Origin of the sequence: Bradyrhizobium sp. TM102 (genome assembly GCF_009176685.1) — a bacterium.
Classification (GTDB): domain Bacteria; phylum Pseudomonadota; class Alphaproteobacteria; order Rhizobiales; family Xanthobacteraceae; genus Bradyrhizobium; species Bradyrhizobium ottawaense.
In genome coordinates this window covers 34,350-55,268 of record NZ_AP021855.1, presented here as the reverse complement: position 1 = coordinate 55,268, position 20,919 = coordinate 34,350, and the positions used below count along the sequence as shown (strand labels likewise).

Here is a 20,919-nt window from a genome sequence, read left to right as displayed (position 1 = left end):
GAACCCGGTATCGCCCGGGGTTTATTATTCAGCGCACATTCACGAGTGTGGTTCTAAGCCGCCGGTGAGTTTCCGCGGCAGACAGGATTGCGGCGTGAGCGATTTCGACCAGATGGGAATTGTCGTCGATTGGGTGGACGCCTGCCGGAAGGGCGACCTCACGTCGTTGCTCGACCTCTATGCGGACGACGCCCAGGTCGAATGCACGTGCAACGGTGCGCAGCGCTATCGCGGCCGCAGCGAGCTCGAGGCCTATTGGCAGCCGCGACTCAGTGCCTTCTCCTTGGCCGGCTTCGGGCTGGAGGAGATCCATCCCGCGCCCCATGGCGTCGATCTCGAATATTCCGTCGCCGGCGCGCTACGGATTCACGCCTCGTTTCGCTTCAGCCCCGAAGGCAAGATCCGCAGCACGCTGTGCGAGCCGGCGCAACAGAACGCGCATCATGGCTGCGCCTGTTAGGGCATGATCCCGAAGGGCCGCGTGGGCGTAAAGTGTGCGGCGGTTTTCCGACAAGGTCAGCTCAACCAATTGGCTGGACCGGCGCCTCGCGTGCCGGCTCGGCCGGAAGGCGGCAGCGTACATGGGTTCGCCCATCCACGCGCAACAGTGACAGCGATCCGCTGAGCGCGCGCACGCGCTCATGCATGCCGGTCAGGCCGCGGCCGAAAACGTTGCCGTCGGGAAAGCCGCCGCCGTCGTCGGAGATCTCGACGACGAGCGCCTTATCGGTGACGGTTGCCTGGACATGGGCGTTGCTGGCCTTGGCGTGGCGCAGCACGTTGGTCAGCGCCTCCTGGATCACGCGATAGACGGTCTGGGCCAGCGGCCCGGCGATGCCGTCGAGACCCGGATCGATCGTGTCCGTCAGGACGATGTGCGGCGCCTGCTTGCGAAAGTTCTGGAGCAGCGTCTGCACGCTGGTCGAAAGGCCAAGCTCCTGAATGTAGAGCGGCCGCAACCGATCGAGGATACGGCGGTTGGTCTGCTGGAGCGCCTCGACCGATTGCAGCACATCCTGGGCCGACTTGCCGAGATTTCCCGCCTGCGGCGAGGCGTCGACCAGCGCGATCGTGCCGGCGCGGATGCTGAACAGCAGCGGTCCGAGCTCGTCGTGCAATTCGCGGGCGAGATCGCGCCGCTCGTCGTCCTGGAGCGACACCAGGCGGTGCATCAGATCGCGATTGTCCTGGCTCAATTGCGCCAGCGTCGCGGCCAGCGCATTTGCTTCCGCACAGCTCTGCCGGATCTCCGGCGGCCCTCCGATCGGGATCGGCTTTGCGTAGTCGCCGCGCCGCATCCGTGTGAGGCCTTCACCGAGATGCTGCAGGGGACGCAGTGCCGATCCCGCGAAGACGTAAGCGATGATTCCGGTGAGCACGGTCAGCATGGCGACGAGGCCGGTCAGCGCCAGGAAGCCGATCCACTTCTCGAACAGGTCGGCCGACAGGTCCGGCAGGAACACGATATCGCCGACACGCTTGCCATCGATCAGCACCGGGGTCGCAGCGTCCATGTCCGGTACCATGAGCAGGTTGACAAACCACTGCGGAACCCCTTGCAGGTTGTACCGGCCGTCCTTACGCGACTCCGCGGCAGGGCTTTCCGCGGAGCGGAATTGGATGTCCGAGGAGGTGGTCAAGGATTGGACAAAGGCGTCGAGCGTCTTCCGCGGGTCGTCCGACGCGCGCAGAGTGTTGTTGAGTGCGGTCGCGATCGTCCGGGTCGAACGTCGAGCGGGCTCGTTCTCGTCGGCGAGCTGGCCGGCCGCGAAGATCTGGAGCAGCACGCCGCCCAGGATCAGCGTTGCGAGAAAGCTCGCGCCAAGTGGAAGAAACAGTTGCGTTCTGAACGAGAGCCGTTGCCACATTAGGTCAATTCTAACGCGCATCGGCGGGATTTACTCTTTCCATTTGTTCCCGCCGGTCTATGAGTCGAACAACAAGAGAGTGCGCGATGCAAGATACCGCCAAGCCGGCGACCAGGGTCCTGATTGTCGATGACCACCCCGTGGTGCTGTCCGGTTGCCGCACCCTGTTCGCTTCGGACCATTCGATCCGTATCGACGAGGCGACCGACGCCAAATCCGGCCATCGCGCCTATGTCAGCAAGCGGCCCGACGTGACCGTGATCGACATCAGCCTGCCCGATGTCTCCGGCTTCGAGCTGATGCGACGCATCCGCAAGGACGACCCCGACGCCAAGATCATCATGTTCAGCATGAACGACGATCCGGCCTTCGTGGTGCGGGCGGTCGAGCTTGGGGCGCAGGGCTATGTCTCCAAGGGCGATGATCCCAGGATCCTGCTGAAAGCGGTGCGCAAGGTGGTCGCGGGCGACAACTACATCTCACCGCAACTCGCGGAAGCCGTGACGTTTTCCGGCGCGGCGATCAAGGCCAACCCGGCCTCGCAGATGACGCCGCGGGAGCTCGAAATTCTCCGCCTGCTCGGACGCGGCGACAAGATCGTGGAAGTCGCCGAGGCGCTCGGCATCTCCTACAAGACCGTCGCCAACACCACGTCCCTGCTCAAGCAGAAGCTGGGAGCCAAGAACCATTCCGACCTGATCAGGATCGCGGTTGAAATCGGGCTGAATTGACGGCCCGGGGCACTGGCGGCCCGGGCACTGGCGGCCCGGCACCGACGGCACCGAACCGGCTGCTCCAGGATGCAGCCGGTTCGGCGAGACGGATTGGTGTCGGCGTGCAGCCGGGCAATGCATGGACACCGCCGACACCCATCCGCGGACACAATGGGTCGAGGTGGCATTCGTTCCGGACCCCCGCAATTGTCGGGATAAAACGGCAATCCTTGGCGCCGGTTCGCTGGAACGCGCTCGCCAAAGCTTGGCCAATGTCGGGAAAAATAGGAACATCTTCCCGCGCTCGTCGTTTTCGCCCTTGACGATTTCGTGGCTGACGGCGAAAGGTTGCCGGACAAGTTTCAGCGGGGGCGGCGACCCCAGAGACAAACCGGTCTGCACATATCAACGACAGACCTTCCAAGAGAGGGCTGCGGCACCGCCGCAGCCCTTTTTGCTGGGCAGGGGTGAAGGCGGGAAGCGGTTTCCTGATGCCGCAAAACACTTTATGGTGGCCCAAAGCCTCTGGCTGTTAACAAGTAATTTCGTAAAATCAAAGGCTTAACGAGCGGGCGCAGGCCCGGTCGGCCTTTGGAGGGCAGTTTGACTCGTTATATCTCGACCCGGGGCGAGGCCCCCGAACTCGGCTTCTGCGACGTGATGCTGACCGGGCTTGCGCGCGACGGCGGCCTGTATGTGCCGACGATCTGGCCGCAGCTCTCTGCCGAGACCATCGCCGGCTTCTTCGGCCGCCCCTATTGGGAGGTCGCGGTCGACGTGATCCGTCCCTTCGCCGGCGGCGAGATTTCGGACGCCGAGCTTGGCCGCATGGCGAACGAGGCCTACGCGACCTTCCGCCATCCGGCGGTGGTGCCGCTGCGCCAGATGTCGCCGCACCAGTTCGTGCTGGAGCTGTTCCACGGTCCGACGCTCGCCTTCAAGGACGTGGCGATGCAGCTGATCTCGCGGCTGATGGACCACGTGCTCGCCAAACGCGGCCAGCGCACGACCATCGTGGTCGCCACCTCAGGCGACACCGGCGGCGCTGCGGTCGAAGCCTTCGCCGGCCTCGAGAACGTGGATCTCATCGTGCTGTTCCCGCACGGCCGCATCTCCGAGGTGCAGCGGCGGATGATGACGTCGACGGGCGCGGCCAATGTCCATGCCCTCGCCATCGAGGGCAATTTCGACGACTGCCAGGCGCTGGTGAAGGGGATGTTCAACAACCATCGCTTCCGCGATGCGACCTCGCTCTCCGGCGTCAATTCCATCAACTGGGCGCGCATCGTCGCCCAGGTCGTCTACTATTTCACCTCCGCCGTTGCGGTCGGCGCGCCGGCGCGCGCGGTGGATTTCGTCGTGCCGACCGGCAATTTCGGCGACATCTTCGCCGGCTACGTCGCCAAGCGGATGGGCCTGCCGGTGCGGACCCTGCGCATCGCCGCCAATGTCAACGACATCCTGGCGCGCACGCTGAAGACCGGGATCTACGAGGTGCGCGAGGTGCACGCGACGGCGTCGCCGTCGATGGACATCCAGATCTCGTCCAATTTCGAACGGCTGCTGTTCGAAGCCGGCCGGCGCGATGCCGCCGGCGTGCGCCGTCTGATGGATTCGCTGAAGCAGTCAGGACGTTTCGTGCTGCCAGATGCGACGCTGGCCGCGATCCGCGAGGAGTTCGACGCAGGGCGCGCCGACGAGACCGAGACCGCGGCTGCGATCCGCGCCGGCTGGCGCGAGGCCGGCGAGCTGGTCGATCCCCATACGGCGGTGGCGCTCGCCGTCGCCGACCGCGACACCACCGACACTGGGGTGCCGAGCATCGTGCTCTCCACCGCCCATCCGGCCAAATTCCCCGACGCTGTCGAAGCGGCCTGCGGCCAGCGGCCGCAACTGCCGGCCTGGCTCGACGGATTGATGACCAAATCCGAACACATGAAGGTGATGAAGAACGATCAGGCCGAGGTCGAGCGGTTCGTGCTGTCGGTCAGCCGCGCCGCAAAGCAGGGAGTTGCCGGATGAGCGTCGAGATTTCCAAGCTTGCCTCCGGCCTGACCGTCGTCACCGACAAGATGCCCCATCTCGAGACCGCGGCGCTCGGCGTGTGGGCCGGCGTCGGCGGACGCGACGAGAAGCCGAACGAGCACGGCATCTCGCATCTGCTCGAGCACATGGCGTTCAAGGGCACGACGAAACGCTCCTCGCGCGAGATCGTCGAGGAGATCGAGGCGGTCGGCGGCGACCTCAATGCCGGCACCTCGACCGAGACCACGTCCTATTATGCGCGGGTGCTCAAGGCCGACGTGCCGCTCGCGCTCGACGTGCTCGCCGACATCCTCGCCAATCCCGCCTTCGAGCCGGACGAGCTGGAGCGCGAGAAGAACGTCATCGTGCAGGAGATCGGTGCCGCGCAGGATACGCCCGATGACGTCGTGTTCGAGCATCTCAACGAGCTCTGCTACCCCGACCAGCCGATGGGCCGCTCGCTGCTCGGCACGGCCAAGACGCTGCGCGCCTTCAATCGCGATTCGCTGCGCGACTATCTCTCGACGCATTATCGCGGGCCCGACATGGTGGTGGCCGCGGCCGGTGCGGTCGATCACAAGCAAGTGGTCGCTGAGGTCGAGAAGCGCTTCGCAAGTTTTGAGGCGACGCCGGGTCCCAAACCGCAGGCGGCCATGTTCGGCAAGGGCGGCGCCAAGGTGGTGCATCGCGAGCTGGAGCAGGCGCATCTGACGCTGGCGCTGGAAGGCGTGCCGCAGAGCGATCTGTCGCTGTTCTCGCTCCAGGTCTTCACCAACATCCTCGGCGGCGGAATGTCGTCGCGCCTGTTCCAGGAGGTGCGCGAGAAGCGCGGCCTCTGCTACTCGATCTACTCGTTCCACGCGCCCTATACCGACACCGGCTTCTTCGGCCTCTACACCGGCACCGATCCGGCCGACGCGCCGGAGATGATGGAGGTCGTGGTCGACATCATGAACGATTCGGTCGAGACGCTGACCGAGGCCGAGATCGCGCGGGCCAAGGCGCAGATGAAGGCGGGCCTCCTGATGGCGCTGGAGAGCTGCTCTTCCCGCGCCGAGCAGCTGGCGCGCCACGTGCTGGCCTATGGCCGGCCGCAGACGGTCGAGGAGCTGGTGGGCCGGATCGACGCCGTCAGCGTCGAATCGACCCGGGATGCCGCGCGTGCGCTGCTGTCGCGGAGCCGGCCTGCCGTTGTCGCATTAGGCAGTGGCAGGGGTCTGGACACGGCGGTGTCTTTTGCGGAAGGATTGACGCGGGCACGTGCCAAGGCGCGGCTGCATTAGGAGCCGCGCGCGGGCTGAGCTGCCCCGGGAAGCATCACCATGGCCCTCTTTCGCCTGCCGTCCAGTGGACCCGCCGCCCTCGCGCCGCGCGGTAACGGGCTGTTGCTGCGCGCGCCGCAGATGTCGGACTTCCTGCAATGGGCGCATTTGCGCGAGACCAGCCGCGATTACCTGACGCCCTGGGAGCCGATCTGGCCGTCTGACGATCTCACCCGCTCCGGCTTCCGCCGCCGCCTGCGCCGCTATTCCGAGGACATTGCCGCGGACCGTTCCTATCCCTTTCTGATCTTCCGGGAGCTCGACGGCGCCATGGTCGGCGGCATCACGCTGGCCAATGTCCGGCGCGGCATCGTGCAGGCCGGCACCATCGGCTATTGGGTCGGCCAACCCCATGCCCATCGCGGCTACATGACGGCTGCACTGCGGGTGCTGCTGCCGACGCTGTTCGGCGAGCTCAATCTGCACCGGGTCGAGGCCGCCTGCATCCCCACCAATGCGCCGTCGATCCGGGTGCTGGAGAAGTGCGGTTTCTCCCGTGAGGGCCTGGCGCGCCGCTATCTCTGCATCAACGGGGTCTGGCAGGACCATTTGCTGTTCGGCCTGCTGCATGAGGATTTCCGCGGCTGAGCGGCTCGCTTCATTGGGCCAAGTCCCCTGGTCAAGTCCCTGGTCAAGTCCCTGGTCAAGTCCCTGGCCAAGTCCCTGGCCAAGTCCCCCCTTTTGCTGCCTTGGGTTCGCCGATTTTGGCGATATAACCCGCATGCCCCGGCCGGCGATCGGCCGGATAATTGTCATTGGAGTACGGGCTTTGATGGTGAAGCAGCTTCGGTCATCGCGGAATGTGCTGCGGCGGATGCCGGCGATCGCGCTGGCATTGTCGATGTCGTTCGCGACGGTTTCGCCGGTGGCCGCCCAGTCCTTGACCGACCGCTTCAAGAGCCTGTTCGGCGGCAAGTCGGATGAGCCGGCCCCGCCCAAGCCCGCGCCTGCGTCTGGCCAGCCGGCGGAAGACGACGTCGATTGCCCGCAGGTGACGGTGCGTGCGGGTGCATCGACCTACGCGGTGGGGGCGGCCGGAAAGCCCGCCGTCGGCAACGAGATCCGCTTCCAGGCCTCGATCACCAAGATGGCGCGCGAATGTGCCCGCAGCAGTGCCGGCATCACGGCCCGGATCGGAATCCAGGGCCGCGTGATCGCCGGTCCCGCCGGCGCGCCCGCCACCGTCGAGGTCCCCTTGCGTGTCGCGGTGGTGCAGGGCGGCGTCGGCGAGAAAGTGATCGCCTCGAAGGCTTACCGGACCACGGTCGAGATGTCGGAAGGGGGCAGCGTGCCCTTCACCTTCATCGTCGAGGATCTGGCTTATCCGACGCCCTCCGCCTCGACCGCCGATTCCTATGTCTTCTATGTCGGCTTCGACCCGCAGGCGCTGTCCCCCGAGCCGAAGGGACGGAAGAAGAAGTAGGGTTCTCGTTGCCCCGGACGCAGCGCAGCGCTTCTTCAGCGGTGCGCTGCAGAGCCGGGGCCCATGCCGCCGGCACACTGGGTCCCGGCTCTGCGTCGCGTCATTTCATGCCGCGCCGCGTCCGGGACACGAGAGTCTTTCGACAAAAAAAGCCGGCGCTCATTGCGCCGGCTTTTTGATTGGTGAAGGCAGAACCCTCAGTTCAGCTTTTGCCGGACCTCGGTGATGCCCTTGGCGATCAGATCGTCGGCAACCGAGCCCTTGACCGACTGCGACAGGATCGTCGAGGCGGCCTGGACGGCGGCTTCCGCCGCTGCGGCACGGACATCGGCGAGCGCCTGGGCTTCGGCGAGCGCGATCTTGCTCTCCGCGGTCTTGGTCCGGCGGGCGACGAAGTCTTCCATCTTCGCCTTGGCCTCAGTCGCGATGCGCTCGGCTTCGCTCCTGGCGTTGGCGATGATGTCGGCGGCCTCGCGTTCGGCCGAGGCGGTGCGCGCCTTGTAGTCGGCGAGCACCTTGGCGGCTTCCTGCTTGAGACGCGTCGCGTCGTCGAGCTCGGCCTTGATGCGGTCGGCGCGATGGTCGAGCGCAACCATCGCTTTCTTGAAGACCCCGAGATAGCCGAACAGGACCATCAGGATCACGAAAGCGATGGCGACCCAGGTTTCAGGATCGAAGAACATATCGACTAACCCTTCAAGGACGCATCAACGGCGGCATTGACCGACGCCGCGTCCGGAACCACGCCGGTGAGCTGCTGCACGATCTGGCCTGCCGCATCGGCGGCGATGCCGCGAACGTTGCTCATGGCGGTTGCGCGGGTCGAGGCGATGGTCTTCTCCGCCCCGGCGAGCTTGGCCGCCAATTGCTCTTCCAGCGTCTTGCGCTCGGCGTCCGCCTGCGCATTCGCCTTGTCGCGGGATTCGTTGCCGATCGCCTGCGCGCGCGAGCGTGCCGAAGCAAGCTCGTTCTCATAGGCCTTCAGCGCCGCGTCGGACTGGTCCTTCAGCTTCTGCGCTTCGGCGAGGTCGCCCTCGATCTTGTTCTGACGGGCCTCGATCGCACCGCCGACACGCGGCAGAGCAAGCTTGGACACGATCACATAAAGCGCGACGAAGAAGATCGCGAGCGACACCAGCTGTGAAGCGTAGTTGCTGCTCTCGAACGGCGGAAAACCGCCACCGTGACCGCCTTCGGCCCCGGTGTGGGCGCCCGCCGCCGGACTTTTCGCCCCGCCATGACTTTCAGCCATGGATTACTCCTGTTGCCGTCATGCGCGCCGCTTCGGTCGAAGCGGCGCGAAACTTCGTCCTCAGAGCGGAACGAACAGCAGCAGCAGCGCGATCAGCAGCGAGAAAATGCCGAGCGCTTCGGTCACGGCGAAGCCGAAGATCAGGTTGCCGAACTGGCCCTGAGCGGCCGACGGGTTGCGAACGGCTGCGGCGAGGTAGTTGCCGAAGATCACGCCGACGCCGACGCCTGCGCCGCCCATGCCGATGCATGCGATGCCCGCGCCGATAAGTTTTGCTGCTGCCGGATCCATTTTAGACTCCTTGGAAGAAAGATTGGGTTTTGGGTGGAAATTCCCCGGACCGCTCAGTGTCCCGGATGAATGGCGTCGTTGAGGTAGATGCAGGTCAGGATCGCAAACACATAGGCTTGCAGGAACGCGACCAGAATCTCGAGCGCGTAGAGCGCGACCGTGAGAGCCAGCGGCAGCACGCCGCCGACCCAGCCCAGCGCGCCGAGCGAGAAGCCGAGCATGGCGACGAAGCCCGCGAACACCTTCAGCGCGATGTGGCCGGCCAGCATGTTGGCGAACAGACGGACGCTGTGGGAGACCGGCCGCAGGAAGAACGACAGGACCTCGATGAACATCACCAGCGGCAGGATGTAGCCGGGGACGCCGTGGGGCACGAAGATAGAGAAGAATTTCAGGCCGTTCTTGGCGACGCCGTAGATCAGCACGGTGAAGAAGACCAGAAGCGCCAGCGCCGCGGTGACGATCAGATGGCTCGACACCGTGAAGGTGTAGGGGATGATGCCGACCAGGTTCGAGACGCAGATGAACATGAACAGCGAGAAGATCAGCGGGAAGAACTTCATGCCTTCCGCGCCGGCCGTCGAACGGATGGTCGAGGCGACGAATTCGTAGGAGATTTCGGCAACCGACTGCAGGCGCCCGGGAACCAGCTGCGTGCCGCTGGCGAGCATCAGGATCGAGATCACCGCCACCGCCACCAGCATGTAGAGCGACGAATTGGTGAAGGCGATCGTGTGATTGCCGATATGGCCCAGGGTGAAGAGAGGCTCGATGTTGAACTGGTGGATCGGGTCGATTTTCATCAGCGCGGCATCTCTTGGTCTGCCGGGCAATGCCGGCGGGTCTCGGTCTGCCGGCCGGGCCGGCCCGTACCGGCAAGGCCGGCACGATCATTCCTCTGGTGCGGATCGGCTAAGACCCACCGCGCCTGTCTTGACCCGCACCCGCCGTTCTCACCACATTCACCACGCCGGCGACGAAGCCCAGCAACAGGAACACGATAAATCCGAAAGGCGACGTCGACAGCAAGCGGTCGAAACCCCAGCCAATCCCCGCTCCGACGACGACCCCGGCGACCAACTCGGAGGATAACCGGAAACCAAGCGCCATCGCCGAAGCTCTGGCCGCTCTGTCTTCACCGTCACCTGCGGGTTGCTCGGTCTTGATTCGTTGGTCCCGGAGTTCGGACAACCGCTGATCAAGTTTTCCGAGCCGTTCGGAAAGCGCAGCTTCCTCGGACGATCTATCGCGATCCCCATTCTCGCCGTGTCCCGTGCCCTGTGTCATGCAACGAAGACCCGAAACGCCGCGGCTGAATGGAAATTGCGCCCGCCACCCTCAAAAGCCGCGCGGACCATACTGATGGCCCATAATCAAGTCAAGCCAAGTCACGATTGCGTCGCTTTCGGTTATGTAGCTGATTTGTTTGATGATATTGGCGCACACGGCAGCGCTGCACACAGCGTGACGCCGCACCGCAGCAGCAGGCCTCAGGATCGGCGGATGCGGCCGCCCTTACGCCACGCTGCCGGGATCGAAGACGCCGCCGCGATCGTTGATGCGGGTGCGTGTTTTGGGCGGCGGATCGCCTCACCGGGGTGTAGAATTTGCGAGAGGGCCACCTGCACGTCGTGGCGGAGAGCGCGATGAGACCAGTGACGTCATTCACAACATCATGGCTTGCGCTGGCGGCGTTCGCCGCCGCGATGGCGATCGGCGGCGACCTCGAGGCCGCGCAATCCACGCCCGACAGCGAGAACGGCCGCTACAGCATGGCGCCGATCCCCGAGGGCGTGCTGCGGCTCGACACGCGCACCGGCACGGTATCGACCTGCACCAAGAACGGCATCGGCTGGGCCTGCTACGCGGTGCCCGACGAACGGACCGCGCTCGACGCCGAGATCGGCCGACTCCAGGCCGAGGTCGAGAGGCTGAAGGGACAGCTCGCAGCCGGGCCGACGGTGTCCGGCAAGATCGACGAGGCGCTGCCGAAATCCGACCCGCTGAAGAAAGCGGAGCCCAAGGGCGCCGAGGGCGAGCGCAAGATCGAGATCCCGCTGCCGAGCGATCAGGACGTCGACCGCGTGATGTCGTTTCTGGAAAGGGCCTGGCGGCGGCTGATCGACATGGCCAACCGCGTCCAGAAGGACGTGTCGGGGAAGATTTGAGGACCTCTTCGCGCCATCCATGCGTTGAGGTGCCGTAGGTGGGCAAAGGCGTTCTTACGCCGTGCCCATCATGTTTCCACGATGCTGAGAAAGGACGTGGGCACGTCGCTTCGCGCCTTTGCCCACCCTACGGCAGTGTTCGATCAATCGAGATATTTGATGACATCAGCCAAATCCATCACGCGCTCGGCGCCATCGTCGGTGCAAGCCACCACCATCGCATCGTCATTGCTGACCGTGCAGACATCGGGCCACGGCTTCACCGATCTGACCAGCGAGGCTGCAAAATTCATCGCCGAGGTTCACGCGCGCGACGGCGCGCTGACGCTGTTCATCCGCCATACCTCGGCCTCGCTGACGATCCAGGAGAATGCCGATCCGTCCGTGCTCGTCGATCTCACCACGGCATTATCCCGGCTCGCGCCGGAGAATGCCGGGTGGACCCACGACACCGAAGGACCCGACGACATGCCGGCACATATCAAGACGATGCTGACCGGGGCCTCGCTTCAGGTTCCAGTCCTGAACGGCCGGCTTGCCCTCGGCACCTGGCAGGCGATCTACTTGATCGAGCACCGCAAGCGCCCGCACCGGCGCGAGGTGGTGCTGCAATTCGTCGGCAGCAATCAGTAAAGCAATTTTAGCGCTCAAAACAAAACCGGCCGCGGATCGCTCCGCGGCCGGTTCGTTGTGCTTATCGCTGCTTTCGATCAGGTCGCCTTGATGTCGACGTCCTTGGTCTCGGGCAGGAAGAAGAAGCCGATCACGACGGTAATCGAGGCGAAGATGATCGGATACCAGAGGCCGGCATAGATGTCGCCCGTCGAGGCCACGATGGCAAAGGCGGTCGCCGGCAGCAGGCCGCCGAACCAGCCGTTGCCGATGTGGTAGGGCAGCGACATCGAGGTGTAGCGGATGCGGGTCGGGAACAGTTCGACCAGCATCGCCGCGATCGGGCCGTACACCATGGTGACGTAGACCACGAGCACGAACAGCAGGCCGATGATCGCCGCCACCTGCGGACGGAAGATGTCGAACGGATGCGCCATCTTCACGATTCCGGCGTCGCCGCCCTTCGGATAACCGGCCGCCTGCACCGCGGCGAGCACCGCCGGGTTGCCGTCCTTGGCGTTGGCGTAGGCGATGTCCTTGCCGTTGACCACCACCTTCACGCCCGAGCCGGCTGCGCCCGGCGTGGTCGTGTACCTGACCGACGACTGCGACAGATAAGCGCGTGCGGTGTCGCAAGGTGCGGTGAAGACACGGGTGCCGACCGGGTTGAACAGGTCGCCGCAACCCGCGGGATCCGCCACCACGTCGACCTTGACCGATTCGATCGCCTTTTCCAGTGCCGGGTTGGCATTGGTGGTGATCATCTTGAAGATCGGGAAGAAGGTCAGCGCCGCGATCAGACAGCCGCCGAGGATGATCGGCTTGCGGCCGATCTTGTCGGACAGCATGCCGAACACGATGAAGAAGCCGGTGCCGAGCAGCAGCGACCAGGCGATCAGCAGGTTGGCGGTGTAACCGTCGACCTTCAGGATCGATTGCAGGAAGAACAGCGCGTAGAACTGGCCGGTGTACCAGACGACGCCCTGGCCCATCACGCCGCCGAGCAGCGCGAGCAGCACGAGCTTGCCGTTCTGCCAGTTGCCGAAGGCTTCGGTCAGCGGCGCCTTCGAGCTCTTGCCCTCGTCCTTCATCTTCTGGAAGATCGGGGATTCATTGAGGCGAAGCCGGATCCAGACCGAGATGCCGAGCAGCAGCACCGAGACCAGGAACGGGATGCGCCAGCCCCACGCCGCGAAGTCGGTCTCGCCGAGGGCGCTACGGGTGAACAGGATCACCAGCAGCGACAGGAACAGGCCGAGCGTCGCGGTGGTTTGAATGAAGGAGGTGTAGTAGCCGCGCTTGCCGTTCGGAGCATGTTCCGCGACGTAGGTCGCCGCGCCGCCATACTCACCGCCGAGCGCCAGGCCCTGGGCGAGGCGCAGCGCGATCAGGATGATCGGAGCCGCGATGCCGATGGTGGCCGCGTTCGGCAGCAGGCCGACGATGAAGGTCGACAGACCCATGATCAGGATGGTGACGAGGAAGGTATATTTGCGGCCGACGATGTCGCCGATGCGGCCGAACACGATCGCGCCGAACGGACGCACCAGGAAGCCGGCTGCGAACGCCAGCAGCGCGAAGATGTCGCGGGTTGCCGGCGGATAGGCCGAGAAGAACTGCGCGCCGATGATGCCGGCCAGCGAACCGTAGAGGTAGAAATCGTACCACTCGAAGACGGTACCGAGCGAGGAGGCGAGAATGACGAACCGTTCGTCCTTCGTCATCCCTCCCGCGCCTGCTTGAGATACGGCCATTGTCGACATGTTGAGTCGCTCCCCGAATTGCGTTTCCTCGCGCCCCAGACGTCCGGACATGCCGGATCAACCCAGGTCTTGCCCGCAAGGTAACATCGGCGTGAAACCCGCCCCAATACGACTTTCGGCCTTGCGCACTGACGCGTAGCTGACGCCCGGTATCGGGCACCGGCGCGCCGCCACGTAGGCTTCCGGATTAACCCCTTTGCAGCAAAGGGATAATGTGCACTTGCATGCCACGGCCGCTCGGGGAAGAATTGACATACCCGGGATTGGTCCGCCGGCCCGCGAACGACAGCAAGAGAACGATGAACGCTCCCTCGACCCATCTCGTCATCGCCGATGACCATCCTCTTTTCCGCGACGCGCTGCGACAGGCGGTGGCCGGCGTCCTGACCTCGGCCAGGATCGACGAGGCCGGATCGTTCGAGGATCTGACCAAGCTCCTGGAACAGACCTCGGATGTCGACCTGATCCTGCTCGACCTCTCGATGCCCGGGATCTCAGGCTTTTCCGGCCTGATCTATCTGCGCGCGCAATATCCGGCGATCCCGGTGGTGATCGTCTCGGCGTCCGATGACAGCGCCACGATCCGCCGTTCGCTCGATTTCGGCGCCTCCGGCTTCATTCCCAAGCGATTCGGCGTCGAGACCCTGCGCGACGCCATCCTCAAGGTGATGGAGGGCGACGTCTGGGTTCCCGCCGATACCGATTTGTCGGCTGCGGCCGATCCCGACATGACGCGCCTGCGCGACCGCCTGGTGACCCTGACGCCGCAGCAGGTCCGGGTCCTGATGATGCTGTCGGAGGGCCTGCTCAACAAGCAGATCGCCTATGAACTCGGGGTCTCCGAGGCCACCATCAAGGCACATGTCTCGGCGATCCTGCAAAAGCTCGGCGTCGAGAGCCGCACCCAGGCGGTGATCGCGGCCGCCAAGATCGCCGGCGGCCAGTGGAAGCAGGGCACGCCGACGGGGTGAGCGCCAAGCCATCAAACCCGTCATCCCGAGGCGCCCCATGGAGCGCGTTGCGTCCCATGCCTCGCACCTCATCAGGATGGCGGGGTTGATAACCTCCGCAGCAGTTCGTTGCCGATCCTGATGTCCTCCGTTTCGGCACCTTCAGCAAAGCCCTTCAGAACCGATTGAAGCAACCGTTTTGCTTCGTCACGCCGGCCGCGTTCGGCAATTAGCCGGGCGAGGTCGATCGCGGCCCGCAGCTCCCAGGCTTTCGCGCCCTTGCCGCGGCTGAGCTCCAGCGACTGCACCAGGCAGGCCTCCGCGCCCTCGACCTGCGGTTCCGGCAGGTACGATAGGACCTTGCCTTTCATGCGCAACAGCTCGGGCATGTAGAGGTGATCGCCGCTCTGCGCGACGAGGCGGATGGCGTCGTCGATCAGCTGTGCGCTCTGCTCGATCTGGCCGAGCGCCAACAATCCCTGAACCAGCGCGATGTTGAACGTCGTGGTCAGCAGCTCGTAGCCGGCATCGTGGAGCTCGCGCAGGCAAGTCCTGATCGTCTCGACGCCGCCGGCCGCTTCGCCGCGCCGGATCGCCAGCTCGCCTTTGACGCCGCGGCCGACGGCGAGATAAGGCCCCATCGAGCGCGACGTCGCATGCGCGATGAAGCGGTCGATATTCGCGTCCGCACCGTCGAGGTCTCCGCTCCACAGATCAATCGCGACCGTCCAGATCAGCGCAATGCAGAGCGTGATCGGGTGATCCATCTGCGCGGCCTCGGTGACCGTCTGCCGCGCCAGCTGCAGCGCATCCGCGGGCCGGCCCTGCAACCAGAGCTCGCGAGCCAGCGTGATGCCGGCCCGGTTGCGATGATCGAAGCCGTGGACGGTGCTGATTCGCTCCGTGCCCGGTCCCCGCCAGGCGACCTCCAGCATCTCGAGCGCGTCGCGATGCTCGCCTGCCAGATGCAAGGAGACGCCGAGGAGGGAATGGGCGAGGGCGATCGAGGCGGGATCGCCCAGCGACCTCGCGACCGCGAGGCTCTGCTGCGCATAGCCGAGCGCGGCGTCGAACTCTCCCATCCGCTCGTGAAAGATATGCATCCGGCCGAGCAGCTGGAGCTGGTTGATGTCGTCGCCGCGCGCTTGCGCGATCGCAAGGCTCCGGCTCAGGGCGCTGCGCGCCGCTTCGCTGCCGCCGCGGGTGAACATCAGGGTCAGTCCGAGGGCGGCCTGGATGTGCATTTCCTCGGCGCTGCCGCGCGAGGAGGGGTCCATCGCCAGCAGCGCCCGTTCCGACCAGCGCCGGCATTCGATCAACAGGGACATCGCCAGGAAGATCGGCGCCGCGGCGGCGGTGAGCGCAATGCCGATGCCGAGATCACCGCCCGCCCCGAAGCACCAGTCGAGCGCGGCGCGCACATTGTGAAGTGCGGAGAAGTGAGCAGCTCGTTCGTCCGCGCTCGGCACGGCGGCCCATGTCATGCCGGCCTGTTCCAGCCATCGCCGGTAGTAAGTCGCGTGGCGCGCGGCGAGAGCCGCGCCGTCGGGCTCGATCTCGAGCAGATAGGCGCGCGTCGTGTCGAGCAGGCGGTAGCGCATCATGGCGCCGATGGGGCGCGGCGCGACCATCGATTTGGCCACGAGACTGTCGACGGCGTCGAACAGGCGGGCCTGGTCGACGCGCTCGTCCGGCACGACCTCGAGCGCCGCGTCGATGGTGAAATGCCCGGCGAAGACCGCAAGCCTGCGCAGTACGAGGCGTTCGAGATCCGACAGCAGTCCGTAGCTCCAGTCGAGCGTGGCCTGCAATGTCTTCTGCCGGGGCGGCGCCGTTCGCTGGCCCTGCCAGAGCAGATTGAGGCGCTCGTCGAGCAGTGCGGCCGTCTGCTCCAGGCCGTAGGCTTCGACCCGGCCGGCGGCGAGTTCGATCGCCAGCGCCATGCCGTCGAGCTTGCGGCAGATCCTCGCGATGATCGCGGCATTGGCGTCGTCGAGACTGATCTGCGCGCCGCTGGCCGTGGCACGTTCGAGGAACAGTTGCAGCGCCGGATAGGTCTGCGCTGCGGCGACCGTCAGTCCGGAGCCGTCGGGCGGAACGGCAAGCGGCGCCAATCGATAGACCTGCTCGCCCTCGACGCGCAGGGCCTCGCGGCTGGTCGCGAGGATATGGACATGTGGCGCCGCCTGGAAGATGTCCGCCGCCAGCGGTGCGGCCGTCGCGATGACGTGCTCGCAATTGTCGAGAACCAGCAGCATCCGCTTGTCCCTGACATGCGCGAGCAGCGCGGGCAGGGGATCGTCGGTCTCGGCCGGCAAGCCCAGCATCAGCAGGATCGAGGTGATCACGAGATCGGGATCGCTGAGCGCGGCGAGATCAACAAAGTGCGCGGCATCGGAGAAGGTCTCGAGCAGGTCGTGAGCGATCGCCACTGCGACCGCCGTCTTGCCGACGCCGCCCGGGCCGGCGATCGTCACAAAGCGCGAGGCGATGAGCCTGTCGGAGACGGCGGCGATCTCATCGTCGCGCCCGACCATCCGCTGTAACCGGTTCGGCAGTTTCACCGGCGGCAATTCCAGCCGCGGCGCGGGGCGCTGGGCTGCCGCAATGCCTGTTTGCGAAATCGGCGCTGCGAGTTGCGAAATCGGCGCCACGAAGCAATAGCCGCGGCCGGACAGCGTCGTGATGTAGCGGGCGCCGTCCTTGCCGTCGCCGAGCGCCTTGCGCAGCGCTGCGACGTGAAAGCGCAGATTGGCCTCCTCGACGGTGATGCCGGGCCACACCAGCGCCATCAGGTCCCATTTGCCGACGACCTGGTTCGGCCGCGACATCAGCGCCATCAGCGTGTCGAACGCTTTCGCGCCGAGCGGCAACGCGACGCCGTCGCGCATCACGAGCCGTTCATGTGGCGTCACGGAGAATGGCCCGAACGATAAAGTTCCCGTTGCGGTGCCGGCCGGCTCTGTCATGGCAAATCTCGGGTCCCTTCGACAGGCCCCGATAGCCAGATGATCGCGATCCGGCAAGGCCGTCGCTGCATCGGCATCAGACCGCGGATGCAGGCCTTGTTAAGCGCGCGAGGTCTGGCCTCACAACTTCTCACAACTCCCAACGGGTGTCCTGCACCAGCCACTGCTAGTCAGTTGCGCAACGGAAAGGACAGCTTCATGACGCAGGCGGCAAAAACACTCTACACGGCCAAGACCCACACCAGCGGCGGCCGAGGCGACGGCATATCGCGCAGCTCCGACGGCCGCCTCGACGTCAAGCTGTCGCCGCCGGGCGCCGCAGGCATCGGCACCAATCCCGAGCAATTGTTCGCCGCCGGCTGGTCGGCCTGCTTCGAAGGCGCGATGGAGATCGCGGCGCGCCAGCGGAAGATCGAGCTTCCCAGGAAATGCGCGATCGATGCGGAAATCGATCTCGTGCTCGACGAGGGCGCCTATTCGCTCCGGGCGCGCCTCAATGTCAGCCTGCCGGGCCTCGACCCCGAGATCGCGCGCGGCATCATCGATGATGCGCATCGGACCTGCCCCTATTCCAAGGCCGTTCGCGGCAACATCGACGTCACGGTCGCGCTGATCTGACGCGCCATCACCAACCATCAAGAAAGGTAGCTCCACCATGAAGCAGATCATCGACCAGCATCGCCGCCAGTTCTTTGGCGTCGCCGCAGGAACCGTCGCCGTCGGTCTTGGCGTGATCGACCTCGCGCGCGCCGAGACCGAAGCGCCGAAATCGTCCGCATCGATTGCGTCCTTCGGGGCGATCAAGCAAATCGATGCCGGCGTCCTCAATGTCGGCTATGCCGAGGCGGGTCCTTCGAACGGTCCCGTGGCGATCCTGCTGCACGGCTGGCCCTACGACATTCACGCCTTCGTCGACGTCGCGCCGATCCTGGCCAAGGCCGGCTATCGCGTGATCATCCCTCACTTGCGCGGCTACGGCACGACGCATTTCCTTTCGAGCGAGACGCCGCGCAACGGCGAGCCTGCCGCGATGGCGGCCGACGTCATCGCGCTGATGGACAAGCTCGATATCAAGAAGGCGGTCGTCGCCGGCTTCGATTGGGGCGCGCGCACCGCCGACATCATCGCCGCGCTGTGGCCGGAGCGCTGCCGCGCGCTGGTGTCGGTCAGCGGCTATCTGATCTCGAGCCAGGCCGCCGGCAACGCGCCGTTGCCGCCGTCTGCCGAGCTGCAATGGTGGTACCAGTTCTATTTCGCCACCGAGCGCGGCCGTGCCGGATACGAGAAGTACACGCATGATTTCGCCAAGCTGATCTGGAAGCTCGCCTCACCGCAATGGAAGTTCGACGACGCCACCTTCAATCGAAGTGCGGCGGCGCTGGACAACAAGGATCATGTCGCGATCACGATCCATAACTACCGCTGGCGGCTCGGGCTCGCCCAGGGCGAAGCGAAATACGAGCATCTCGAAAAGAAGCTGGCAGCGGCTCCCGTCATCGACGTGCCGACGATCACGATGGAGGGCGACGCCAACGGCGCGCCGCATCCCGACCCGAGCGCCTATGCCAGGAAGTTCTCGGGTCGATACGAGTTTCGCCTGATCACCGGCGGCATCGGCCACAATTTGCCGCAAGAAGCACCGCAAGCCTTCGCCAAGGCCGTCATCGACGCCGACGGCGCCTGAGCATCTACGACACCTCGGTCCAGCCATGGGCCGGACCGGGGATCGCCCATTGAACCCAGCTTGATGAATGGTCATGACGCCAGCCGAACCTGAAAAGAACAAATCTCCTTACGCCACGATGATCGTGCTCGCCGTGGTCCTGCTCGTCGTGCTCCTGACCTGCGTGCCGTATCTCGTCACGATCGCTTCGGCGGAGGGGCCGGCGGCACGCGACACGGCCGACGCCTCGCCGATCTTCGGCGTCACGATTCCGCCGGGCTACAAGCAGTGGGAGCTGATCGCGCCGGCCGAAGAGGCCGCGCCGCTCGACGAGTTCCGCGCTGTCGTCGGCAACCGGACCGCAATCGACGCGTATCAGGCCGGCAAGCTGCCGTTCCCCGACGGCACCATTCTGGTCAAGCGCGCCTGGAAGCGCAAACAGTCACCGGAGTTTGCGTCCGCGACCATCCCCGGCGCCGCCACCACGGTCCAGGTGATGGTCAAGGATTCCAAGAAATATGCCTCCACCGGCGGCTGGGGCTTTGGCCGCTTCATCGGCGGCAAGCCGGTCGACGAGGCCCAGCACCGCACCTGCTGGGGCTGTCACGAAGCCCGCGCCAGCAGCCGCGACTACGTCTTCACACGGCTTGCGCCCTGAAGCGGACCTCGGCCGGCAATCATTCCGCCGCCATCCGCAAGGCGCACATCTGCGCGATCCTGCAAAAGCCCGGCATCGAGAGCCGGACGCAAGACGCGATGGTTGCCACCAGGGCAGGCAGGGCATGCCGACGGGCTGAGGCGCTTCCTCGCTAACTCGCGGATGTCCGGTCTTGAGGCAGAGCGAAGTCATTCGGCTCGTTCAGAACATTGCCGGTTTTGACCCATTGCGGACGTTCAAGCGATGCCGCTCAATGACCGAGCGACAGAGGGCCTTGACCACCGAGTTTGCTTATCGCAGCCCGAGGCTGCCGCTGGCTATCAAGTCACTCTCGGTCAATAAAAACGACCGAAGGCTCGATCTCGATGAGGAACGCCTCATTCGCGAGGCTCGACACCCCGATCCAAGTTGCGCAAGGCGGATTCTCGCCGAAGGCCGCCTTGAGAGCTCCGGTGATGGCGCTGCTCTCATGCATATGACTTTGCCTGATATAGAGCCGAAGTGCACCGACGTCGCATAGTTTTGCACCGACGGACGCCAGGGCGGCCGCAAGATTCTCCAGACTTTTCTCGAGTTGGAGCCGAATATCACCGGCACCAACGACGTTTCGATCTGCGTCCCAAGCCACTTGGCCAGAGACATGGACGGCGTCGCCGAGGCGCGTTGGGACGATTGCTACCTGCGCAAAGCCGTAGTGCCGGCTATCAAAGAGTCCAGTGGGAGCGTGTACCGTTCGGCTCATTGCGAAACCTTGGTTATATGCCGACGATCGGCGGTGATCCTACGAGGATAATACCCATGATTCCGGCAAGCCGCACTTCCGGTTATGAAGTTGGACAATATCCGCGTTTGCGCTGCTGGAGGAGATCAGCGGACATTCAAGTGCGTTCTTCAAGGCATGATTTTGCGGGCGACGTGCCCGGGTCACCCCAAGGGCTTGGGTGATCGTCAGGCAAAACAGCAACGGCTGGGTCAATCGGCTTGATCGAAAATATTCGTATTTACAGAAATTCGGCTTTGTCGTAGGTATTGCTCACCCTGATCCGGCGAAAAGGGGCGGTCGTACGTCGTCACGAGCCGCGGATCGGGCTGCGGTGGACGCATTGGCGCCGTCGCGGATGTGAGACGCGGGGCGGGGTGATGGATTGAGCCGATCCCCGTGAGCTTCTCGCAAGCCGCGTTGTACGAACGGCGCTGTGTGCGTACGGCAAAACCGTGTGGTCCTGGCCGTCGTTGCTACGG

Annotated in this window: 22 protein-coding genes; 13 read left to right on the top strand and 9 right to left on the bottom strand. The window is 64.9% G+C overall.

Annotated elements, in window-relative coordinates; translation table 11 throughout:
* The first annotated feature begins 94 nt into the window (after window positions 1-94).
* Window positions 95-460, top strand: a complete 366-nt coding sequence (locus tag GDN70_RS00280) for a nuclear transport factor 2 family protein (RefSeq protein WP_028139842.1) — start codon at window positions 95-97, stop codon at window positions 458-460.
* 61 nt (window positions 461-521) lie between these two features.
* On the opposite strand, the gene GDN70_RS00275 is transcribed toward GDN70_RS00280, so the two are convergent.
* Entirely contained in the window at window positions 522-1,868 is a 1,347-nt protein-coding gene (locus GDN70_RS00275; protein WP_152102023.1) for a histidine kinase, read from the bottom strand.
* 86 nt (window positions 1,869-1,954) lie between these two features.
* Here GDN70_RS00275 and GDN70_RS00270 point away from each other — a divergent pair, with 86 nt between their 5' ends.
* The 6 genes from GDN70_RS00270 to GDN70_RS00245 all read left to right on the top strand — a co-directional run bounded on the left by GDN70_RS00270 (window position 1,955) and on the right by GDN70_RS00245 (window position 7,351).
* Window positions 1,955-2,599, top strand: a complete 645-nt coding sequence (locus tag GDN70_RS00270) for a response regulator transcription factor (RefSeq protein WP_028139844.1) — start codon at window positions 1,955-1,957, stop codon at window positions 2,597-2,599.
* 121 nt (window positions 2,600-2,720) lie between these two features.
* Window positions 2,721-3,146 (top strand): hypothetical protein, encoded by a 426-nt coding sequence (locus GDN70_RS00265; RefSeq protein WP_143279314.1) that lies wholly within the window; start codon window positions 2,721-2,723, stop codon window positions 3,144-3,146.
* A 38-nt stretch (window positions 3,147-3,184) separates the two neighbouring features.
* Window positions 3,185-4,603: a threonine synthase gene (gene thrC / locus GDN70_RS00260; RefSeq protein WP_028139845.1), complete on the top strand. Its 1,419-nt coding sequence runs from the start codon at window positions 3,185-3,187 to the stop codon at window positions 4,601-4,603.
* Entirely contained in the window at window positions 4,600-5,889 is a 1,290-nt protein-coding gene (locus GDN70_RS00255; RefSeq protein WP_028139846.1) for a pitrilysin family protein, read from the top strand. Before thrC ends, GDN70_RS00255 begins: the two co-directional genes overlap by 4 nt.
* 39 nt (window positions 5,890-5,928) lie before the next feature.
* A complete protein-coding gene (locus tag GDN70_RS00250; protein WP_018316343.1) occupies window positions 5,929-6,516 on the top strand; it encodes a GNAT family N-acetyltransferase in 588 nt (195 codons plus the stop codon).
* Between the two features lie 184 nt (window positions 6,517-6,700).
* Window positions 6,701-7,351: a hypothetical protein gene (locus GDN70_RS00245; protein WP_152102022.1), complete on the top strand. Its 651-nt coding sequence runs from the start codon at window positions 6,701-6,703 to the stop codon at window positions 7,349-7,351.
* A gap of 197 nt (window positions 7,352-7,548) precedes the next feature.
* On the opposite strand, the gene GDN70_RS00240 is transcribed toward GDN70_RS00245, so the two are convergent.
* The 5 genes from GDN70_RS00240 to GDN70_RS00220 form a co-directional block, all read right to left on the bottom strand.
* Window positions 7,549-8,034, bottom strand: coding sequence for an ATP F0F1 synthase subunit B (locus GDN70_RS00240; protein ID WP_028139848.1), 486 nt, complete (start codon window positions 8,032-8,034; stop codon window positions 7,549-7,551).
* A 5-nt stretch (window positions 8,035-8,039) separates the two neighbouring features.
* Window positions 8,040-8,603, bottom strand: a complete 564-nt coding sequence (locus GDN70_RS00235) for a F0F1 ATP synthase subunit B' (protein WP_152102021.1) — start codon at window positions 8,601-8,603, stop codon at window positions 8,040-8,042.
* Between the two features lie 60 nt (window positions 8,604-8,663).
* Complete coding sequence (locus GDN70_RS00230; protein WP_007599451.1) at window positions 8,664-8,894, bottom strand: F0F1 ATP synthase subunit C; 231 nt, start codon at window positions 8,892-8,894, stop codon at window positions 8,664-8,666.
* 53 nt (window positions 8,895-8,947) lie between these two features.
* The gene (locus GDN70_RS00225; protein ID WP_028139850.1) at window positions 8,948-9,697 is read right to left on the bottom strand and encodes a F0F1 ATP synthase subunit A; all 750 of its coding nucleotides are present in this window, start codon (window positions 9,695-9,697) and stop codon (window positions 8,948-8,950) included.
* 109 nt (window positions 9,698-9,806) lie between these two features.
* Window positions 9,807-10,181, bottom strand: a complete 375-nt coding sequence (locus GDN70_RS00220; protein WP_028139851.1) for an AtpZ/AtpI family protein — start codon at window positions 10,179-10,181, stop codon at window positions 9,807-9,809.
* Between the two features lie 359 nt (window positions 10,182-10,540).
* Here GDN70_RS00220 and GDN70_RS00210 point away from each other — a divergent pair, with 359 nt between their 5' ends.
* Entirely contained in the window at window positions 10,541-11,062 is a 522-nt protein-coding gene (locus GDN70_RS00210) for a hypothetical protein (protein ID WP_152102020.1), read from the top strand.
* Between the two features lie 159 nt (window positions 11,063-11,221).
* Entirely contained in the window at window positions 11,222-11,695 is a 474-nt protein-coding gene (locus GDN70_RS00205; protein ID WP_028139853.1) for a secondary thiamine-phosphate synthase enzyme YjbQ, read from the top strand.
* A 77-nt stretch (window positions 11,696-11,772) separates the two neighbouring features.
* On the opposite strand, the gene GDN70_RS00200 is transcribed toward GDN70_RS00205, so the two are convergent.
* The gene (locus tag GDN70_RS00200; protein ID WP_173015728.1) at window positions 11,773-13,398 is read right to left on the bottom strand and encodes an MFS transporter; all 1,626 of its coding nucleotides are present in this window, start codon (window positions 13,396-13,398) and stop codon (window positions 11,773-11,775) included.
* A gap of 338 nt (window positions 13,399-13,736) precedes the next feature.
* Between GDN70_RS00200 and GDN70_RS00195 the strand changes: the two genes are divergently transcribed.
* The gene (locus tag GDN70_RS00195; protein WP_018316334.1) at window positions 13,737-14,408 is read left to right on the top strand and encodes a response regulator transcription factor; all 672 of its coding nucleotides are present in this window, start codon (window positions 13,737-13,739) and stop codon (window positions 14,406-14,408) included.
* A gap of 71 nt (window positions 14,409-14,479) precedes the next feature.
* On the opposite strand, the gene GDN70_RS00190 is transcribed toward GDN70_RS00195, so the two are convergent.
* Window positions 14,480-17,356 carry a tetratricopeptide repeat protein gene (locus tag GDN70_RS00190; RefSeq protein WP_152102019.1) on the bottom strand — a complete coding sequence of 959 codons (2,877 nt, stop codon included), beginning with the start codon at window positions 17,354-17,356 and terminating at the stop codon, window positions 14,480-14,482.
* Between the two features lie 198 nt (window positions 17,357-17,554).
* Between GDN70_RS00190 and GDN70_RS00185 the strand changes: the two genes are divergently transcribed.
* The 3 genes from GDN70_RS00185 (at window position 17,555) to GDN70_RS00175 (ending at window position 19,677) form a co-directional block, all read left to right on the top strand.
* The gene (locus GDN70_RS00185) at window positions 17,555-17,974 is read left to right on the top strand and encodes an organic hydroperoxide resistance protein (protein WP_028139856.1); all 420 of its coding nucleotides are present in this window, start codon (window positions 17,555-17,557) and stop codon (window positions 17,972-17,974) included.
* Between the two features lie 37 nt (window positions 17,975-18,011).
* The gene (locus tag GDN70_RS00180) at window positions 18,012-19,040 is read left to right on the top strand and encodes an alpha/beta fold hydrolase (RefSeq protein ID WP_028139857.1); all 1,029 of its coding nucleotides are present in this window, start codon (window positions 18,012-18,014) and stop codon (window positions 19,038-19,040) included.
* 73 nt (window positions 19,041-19,113) lie between these two features.
* Window positions 19,114-19,677: a cytochrome P460 family protein gene (locus GDN70_RS00175; RefSeq protein WP_028139858.1), complete on the top strand. Its 564-nt coding sequence runs from the start codon at window positions 19,114-19,116 to the stop codon at window positions 19,675-19,677.
* Between the two features lie 325 nt (window positions 19,678-20,002).
* On the opposite strand, the gene GDN70_RS00170 is transcribed toward GDN70_RS00175, so the two are convergent.
* On the bottom strand, window positions 20,003-20,419 hold the full coding sequence (locus GDN70_RS00170) for a RidA family protein (protein WP_028139859.1): 417 nt from the start codon (window positions 20,417-20,419) through the stop codon (window positions 20,003-20,005).
* Window positions 20,420-20,919 lie beyond the last annotated feature (500 nt).